This window comes from Spiroplasma sp. Moj (assembly GCF_016082285.1).
GTDB classification, from domain to species: domain Bacteria; phylum Bacillota_I; class Bacilli_A; order Mycoplasmatales; family Mycoplasmataceae; genus Spiroplasma; species Spiroplasma phoeniceum.
Map to the genome: position 1 here is coordinate 1 of NZ_MQTY02000051.1, position 6,898 is coordinate 6,898.

Sequence of the window (6,898 nt, forward strand, 5' to 3'; positions counted from 1 at the left end):
TTTAAATCATACTTTTTATTTAAATGTTCATAACTAATAATTCGTTTTTTGTTATTAATTTTTGTAAAATCTTGCATTTTTAATTAACCTCCTTTTTTTGATAAAATTATCTGAAGTATTAAATATTGTAATTTANAANAATTGTTTAATTACGAAAGGAAATTATAAAATGGAATTAAAACAAAATTTATTAGAAGATTATAAAAAAGATAAAATAATAGAAACAAACAATGAAACTAAAAATTTCTTAATTGAAAGAGAAAATGAGATATTTAAATTATATCAACAGGGAAAAATATTACAAGGATATAAGGTTGTATCAAAAATACCAAAAACAATTAAAACAGAAGATGGAGATATACCTTTAAAAAGACGAAGATATGTTAAATATGATGAAGAAAAAAATGAATATATAAACCGCTATCCTTTGGATGAAGAATTAGGTTTAAAAAAATACCAAAGAAATGAACAGAATTTAATAAATAAAATTACTTCATTTATGGGTGATGGAAAAAGATATAAAGATATTTTAGATACTGTTGAAAACGCTAATATTAGTGAAAGAACAATATCTAATATTTTTAAAAATGCAGATTTAGAAGAAATCGATTACATTAGTAATAAAAATAACAATAAAATTAAAATTCCAAATAATGTTTTATATATTCAAATTGATGGGGCTTTTGAACCTATGAGAGAAAATAAAAAAAGAGTTGAAAATAAAATATTTGCTTCAACTATGCATGTTGGTGTTGATGAAGAAAAATCAACAAAAAACAGAAAAAAAATGAAAAAGAAAAAAGGTGTTTTTCAAATGATGAATAAAAATCATAAGAATAAAAATGAAAAATCTAATATGGATAATTTTATTGATAAAATTTTTAAATTAATGGATACTTATGATATCAATGAAGATACTAAAATATTAATATTAAGTGATGGCGAAAAACAAATTAAAAAAGTTTATAGAGCAGTAAAAAAAAATATAAAAATAACAATGTATCATATAGTTTAGATAGATTTCATTTAGTAAAAAGATTTAAAGAATTATTTCCAAATCGTAAGAAAAACCGAATTCATAGATTAAAATATAAGTTATCAAAAATATATTTTTTTACTGGAAATTATGAAGCATTATTAGATTTTTTAATGTGTCATTTGCCCTATGTTATTGATAATAAAAAGAAATTTTTATTAGAAACTATTGAATTAATTAAAAATAATAAAGAAGGCATTGAAAATCAAACATTAGAATATAATATTGGTTGTCACATGGAAGGCGATATATCACACTATATTAAGGCAGTTAAGGGGCGTGGCGCGAAAATATATTGTAAAGAAACATTTATCAATATGTTAATTGCTTCAATGTTAAGACTTAATAGTAAAACAAATGAAGAAAAAATTGATAAAACTAATAAAAATAAAGAAAAAATTGAATTTAATATATTTAATTTAAATCAATCTAAAAATCAATTTTTATCTTTATAAAAAATAAAAAACCTTTTAAAATTATTAATAACTTTAAAAAGTATTTTTTAGTGTATCAAAATTCATAAATTTATAAATTATTTCTTCAAATAAAAATTATGTTTTTAAAAAAGTTGAATTTTTTATAAATTTTGTTATCATTTAGTCATAAGCGAAACTTAATTTGTTTCTAATTANTTAATTTTATTAAAAACCTNANAATAATGNNTACTNGTGTTTTGATCGTGTGTTTTTTCTTTTTACCAGAATAAGATTGTTTTTGTCTTTTTTTGGGCGTTGGATTGGAGTTTCGGTAGCATCAATAATAATTGTTTTATCAATAAAATAATCATTTATTAGTGCTTTTTTACCAGCAAGTTGTTGAAAATCAGAGTTTTTAATTAAAATATCTTCAATTCATTTGACATTGCGATAACAACTAGCCTCACTAATATCAAAACTTTTACCAAGATGAAAAAAAGTACGATATTCTCGTCAATACGATAAAGTCATAAATAATCGATTTTTTAGTGATAATTTGTTAGCTTTGCCACCTTTTTTAAATTTTTCTATTTCAGCAACCTTTAAAATATCTAACATTTTATTAAAAGTGNNANNTNNNNTNNTTNCTGTTAATCGGAATAATTCTTTATCATTAATAAAATCAAATTTATCAAATTTCATAATTTTAGATTCCTATAATTTCTATTTTAAATATATTTTATAGGAATTTTAAAATAACTAGGTTATGCAAGAAGTCTAATNNATATTNAAATGATAATTTAATTAAAGCGCTTTTATCTATTGATAAAGAGCAGCAATATTTAGAAAATCGGATTAAAAGTAATAAAATTTTAAAAAAATATTGTTAAAATTAAAGGAACTAATGTTCCTTTTTATTTTTTATAGTACAATATAAATTAAATATAGAAAATGTTAAGAGGGAATGAAAATGACACCACATATCAACGCTAAACAAGAAGAAATTGCTGAAACAGTTTTAATGCCCAGAGATCCATTACGAGCAAAGTTTATTGCGGAAACTTTTCTCGAAAATATAAAATTAGTGAATGAAATTCGAAATATGTTTATGTACACCGGAACTTATAAAAATAAAACAATTACAATTGCTGGAAGTGGAATGAGATGTCCTAGCATTGGAATTTATTCATATGAATTATTTAAATTTTATAATGTTGATAATATTATTCGAATTGGTTCAGCATGTAGTTATGATGCTGCACTAAAGATTTATGATATTGTTAACGCAACAGCAGCTTATGGCGAAAATAATTATGCTAGAATTGTAGCAGGAATAGAAGATGATGTTTTAAATTCTTCACAACATCTTTTTGCAACAATTGAAAAAGTTGCTAAAGCAAAACAAATTAAAACTTTTCCTGGAATTGTTCATTCATTTGATGTTTTTTATCGTAAAAATGATGATGATTGAAAAAAATTAAAGCCAAGTATAAGACAGTATGTGTTGAAATGGAAGCATTTGCTTTGTTTGCAAATGCCTTAGCATTAAAGAAAAATGCAGCAACATTATTAACAATTTCTAATTCCTTTATTACTGGTGCTGTGACAACAGCAGCTGAACGGCAAAATAATTTTTACCAAATGGTAGAATTAGCATTAGAAAGTGCAATTAAATTATAAAAGAAAAAAGGAGAAAACATATGACAACAGTTTTAGAGCTATACCAAGATCAAGTTAAAGATCAAAGTGAAGTTACAATTTTGGGGTGAGTTCGTTCTAATCGCAGTAGTGGTAAATTAAGTTTTTTAGTTATGAATGATGGAACAGTTTTTAATAATGTGCAAATTGTTTATAAAGCGGAGCAACTTGCTAATTTTTTAGCAATTAGTAGTTTACGAATTTCATCAGCAATTAAAGTAGTTGGAAAGTTTTGTGTAACACCATCTGCCAAACAACCATTTGAAATTCAAGCATCCGTAATTGAAATTCTTGACGAGGCAAGTGAAGATTATCCATTACAAAAAAAAGAGCATTCTTATGAATATTTACGTGAAATTGCTCATTTACGTGCAAAAACAAATACTTTTAATGCGGTGTTCCGAATTCGTAGTAGTAGTTCTTTTGCAATTCATGAATTTTTTAATAAAAACAATTTTATTTATGTTCATACACCAATCATTACCGGAAATGATGCTGAAGGTGCTGGCGAATCATTTATTGTAACAACAAGAACTGATAATAATTATAATGAAGATTTTTTTGGGAAAAAATCTAGTTTAACTGTTTCAGGTCAACTTCATGCTGAAGGATTTGCACAAGCTTTTCGAAATGTTTATACTTTTGGTCCAACATTTCGTGCTGAAAATTCTAATACAACAAGACATGCTGCTGAATTTTGAATGATTGAACCTGAAATTGCTTTTATTGACCTGGAAGAAAATATGACATTAATTGAAAAAATGATTAAGCATATTATTATTTATTTATTTATTAACAACCATTATGAACTTGACTTTTTAAATAGTGATGTTGATGATAAATTATTGGAAAGATTAAAAAGTGTTTTAAATGATGAATTTGTTCATTTATCATATACAAAAGCAATTGAAATTTTGCAGAAAGCTGTTACAAAAGGTCAAAAATTTGAAAATCCAGATATTTTTTGAGGAATGGATTTACAAACTGAGCATGAAAAATATTTGTGTGAAATAGAAACAAAAAAACCAACCTTTTTATTTAATTATCCGAAAGAAATTAAAGCATTTTATATGAAAATTAATGATGACAATAAAACAGTTGCTGCGTGTGATTTACTAGTACCAGGAATTGGAGAATTAGTTGGCGGTAGTGTTCGTGAAAATGATTATGATAAAATTGTTAGTCGTTGTAATGAACTAAAAATTCCAACGACAAATTTACAATGATATATTGATTTACGAAAATATGGTTATTATAAAAGTGCAGGTTTTGGCTTAGGGTTTGAACGTTTTATCATGTATGTGACAGGAATGACAAATATTCGTGATGTGATCCCCTTTCCGCGTACGCCGCGAAACTTATTATTTTAATTTGATGCATATAAAAATTTTATTTAATTATAAAATTTTTTTTGTTATAATTTTAGCATTGCATAGATAGGGGGCATAAAATATTTAACTTAGTTACTTATGATAATATGAAAGGAACATATATAAATGAACGAAGTTATTAAACAATTACGAATTCATAAATGATTAACTTAACGTGAATTAGCCAAAATGTCAGGGTTACAACAATCGACTATTTGTCGAATTGAAAAAGATTGTTCAAAAACAAGTTGACAAATTATATACATACAATGAATACAAAGTATATGAATTTTTATCATTAATTATTGATAACCCCAAAATTCGTAAAGAGCTTGATCAAAATCCAAGATTATTAGCATTAAAAGTATTACGAATTTTTACTAATTAAGAAAAAAAGTTAGATAATTTTGTCTTACCATGCAGTTGAATTAACTATGAAAATAAAATAAAGACCTAACAGGTCTTTTGCGTTTTAATAAACGGTTTAATAAAAAAATGATATAATAATGCTATATATTAATTATTAATTATAGCAATGTGAGGAATAAAAATTGATTTGAGATTATTATTTTATCTTTGATGGTAACGGTAAAGAACAAAATTTACGATGTATTTGTAAAAAAGCTACTGATGCTGAACGAGCGTTAGAAGATTGTTATTTAGATAACAAATATAATGCAGATATTATTAAAGCAATTTCATTTTGTTTAATATTTACATTTGATAGTACAACTGATAATTACGAACTAAACAAGCAAGGAACAGAAGACTTTATTAAAAAGTTACCGATTTGTCAACAATGTAATCGTGTTAAAAGCAAATTAGATCGTTATCAACTTTGTTCAGAATGTGAAAGTGAATTAGTTGGTTTGGAAACTTTTCAATGTGATTTATGTAAAAAACATCGTCTTGTTCGAGATGATTTTAATCGCGAATTATTTGGAAAATTATTAGTAAATAATAAAGAATATATAATTTGTTTTAAATGTGCTACACAAAATTTTCAAAAGGATACAAAAACAGAAGGGATGAAAAGATAGTGAATACAATTAAAAATTTATATATTGTTTTTTACACTGATAATGCTGATACTCCTAACCAAGGGAAAGTTGTTAAAGTTTTTACTGATAGTGAACTAGCAAGAAAATATTTGTTAACAAAAGTTAATTTAAATGGAAAAAAAATTACAAAGGATAATAAATGAATTTTAAAAGTGTATGGTTATGTTGGATCTAATGATTCTTATGAATATTCAAAATGAGAAACAACTCAATTTAAAAATATGGTTGGTAATTGTATCCATTGTCATCAATATTTTTTACGAGAAAATAATGCCAATATGTGTAATGAGTGTTTAGGACAAGTGAGGCAGGGCTTAAAAGAATGTGAAGTTTGTCATAATTTTTTTAATCCAGTTGGGATTAAATTTGTTTCAAATGGTGCTGTTTTTCCCTCTTTAGCTTGCCAAGAATGTTCACAAATATTATTACAAAATTTAAATGTTAAATAGTTCTTTTAAGAAATAAAATTTTAGCAAAAAGATACCATCAAAATATTAAAATAATATTAATTATTAGGAGATTTTTTATGTTAAAGTGAAATACTAAAATTTTATTTTATGTACAATTAAGTGTTTTATTTTTAATTTTATTTTTTTTAGTTACTGATTTAGTGTTAGCAATAATTAGTCCACAACCTCAATTTCGTGATTTAGGATATGCAGAACGAGTATCAAATTGTTATTCGTTTTTTACAACGCAAACTAATTATATTGTTGCTGTTTATTTTTTCATTTATTTATTTGAAAACAAGTTTAAAATTCAAAGTCCTAGTTATTTAATTAAATTAACTGTGACAACATATATTACAATTACAATGGTAGTTTTTTGACTTGGAATTTTTACAAGTACACAAGATGCTAATCAATACAATGTATATGCTTGAATATCGACAATTGTTTTGCACTTAGTAATTCCAATTAGTATGATTATTAGTTATATTTTAACAGCCGGGACTTTTGAATATAATTTAAAACAACATTATAAATTAGCATTATGATTAATTTTAATTTATCCAGTTTGTTATTTTATTGTAATTTTAATTCGAGGAACATTGCGTCATTTAGATAAGAGACCATCTGATACTTGATATCCTTATTTTTTTCTTAATGTGTATCAAGAATGGGGATGATTAATTTTAACTTTTTCTTTTATTTGTATTTTAACCTTATTCATTGGTTTACAATATTTATATATTTTTTTAAATAATAGACTTCTTGCATAACCTATTAAAATAATTGNAAATATTTTTAAAAAGATACTAATAGCAAATTATAATTTTAATTAATTATGTCTTTTATTTAAAAATTTAATATTTTC

7 protein-coding genes and 2 pseudogenes are annotated in these 6,898 nt (G+C 24.0%); 8 read left to right on the forward strand and 1 reads right to left on the reverse strand.

Annotated elements, in window-relative coordinates:
- Window positions 1-169: 169 nt before the first annotated feature.
- Window positions 170-1,015, forward strand: coding sequence for a hypothetical protein (locus tag BST80_RS03170; protein ID WP_415745937.1), 846 nt, complete (start codon window positions 170-172; stop codon window positions 1,013-1,015).
- 134 nt (window positions 1,016-1,149) lie between these two features.
- Entirely contained in the window at window positions 1,150-1,491 is a 342-nt protein-coding gene (locus tag BST80_RS03175) for a hypothetical protein (RefSeq protein ID WP_415745938.1), read from the forward strand.
- A gap of 202 nt (window positions 1,492-1,693) precedes the next feature.
- On the opposite strand, the pseudogene BST80_RS03180 reads toward BST80_RS03175, so the two are convergent.
- Window positions 1,694-1,785 (reverse strand): annotated as a pseudogene (locus BST80_RS03180) (IS5/IS1182 family transposase); the annotation flags it as partial.
- A 637-nt stretch (window positions 1,786-2,422) separates the two neighbouring features.
- Here BST80_RS03180 and deoD point away from each other — a divergent pair.
- From deoD to BST80_RS03210, 6 genes and pseudogenes are all read left to right on the forward strand, one after another.
- Window positions 2,423-3,132, forward strand: a pseudogene (gene deoD / locus BST80_RS03185) (purine-nucleoside phosphorylase).
- A 20-nt stretch (window positions 3,133-3,152) separates the two neighbouring features.
- Window positions 3,153-4,520 (forward strand): asparagine--tRNA ligase, encoded by a 1,368-nt coding sequence (gene asnS / locus BST80_RS03190; protein WP_415745939.1) that lies wholly within the window; start codon window positions 3,153-3,155, stop codon window positions 4,518-4,520.
- Between the two features lie 223 nt (window positions 4,521-4,743).
- Complete coding sequence (locus tag BST80_RS03195) at window positions 4,744-4,908, forward strand: hypothetical protein (protein ID WP_415745940.1); 165 nt, start codon at window positions 4,744-4,746, stop codon at window positions 4,906-4,908.
- A gap of 163 nt (window positions 4,909-5,071) precedes the next feature.
- Entirely contained in the window at window positions 5,072-5,560 is a 489-nt protein-coding gene (locus tag BST80_RS03200) for a hypothetical protein (RefSeq protein ID WP_415745941.1), read from the forward strand.
- Entirely contained in the window at window positions 5,560-6,030 is a 471-nt protein-coding gene (locus BST80_RS03205; protein WP_415745942.1) for a hypothetical protein, read from the forward strand. Before BST80_RS03200 ends, BST80_RS03205 begins: the two co-directional genes overlap by 1 nt.
- Window positions 6,031-6,107: 77 nt before the next feature.
- Window positions 6,108-6,803, forward strand: a complete 696-nt coding sequence (locus tag BST80_RS03210) for a hypothetical protein (RefSeq protein ID WP_415745943.1) — start codon at window positions 6,108-6,110, stop codon at window positions 6,801-6,803.
- Window positions 6,804-6,898 lie beyond the last annotated feature (95 nt).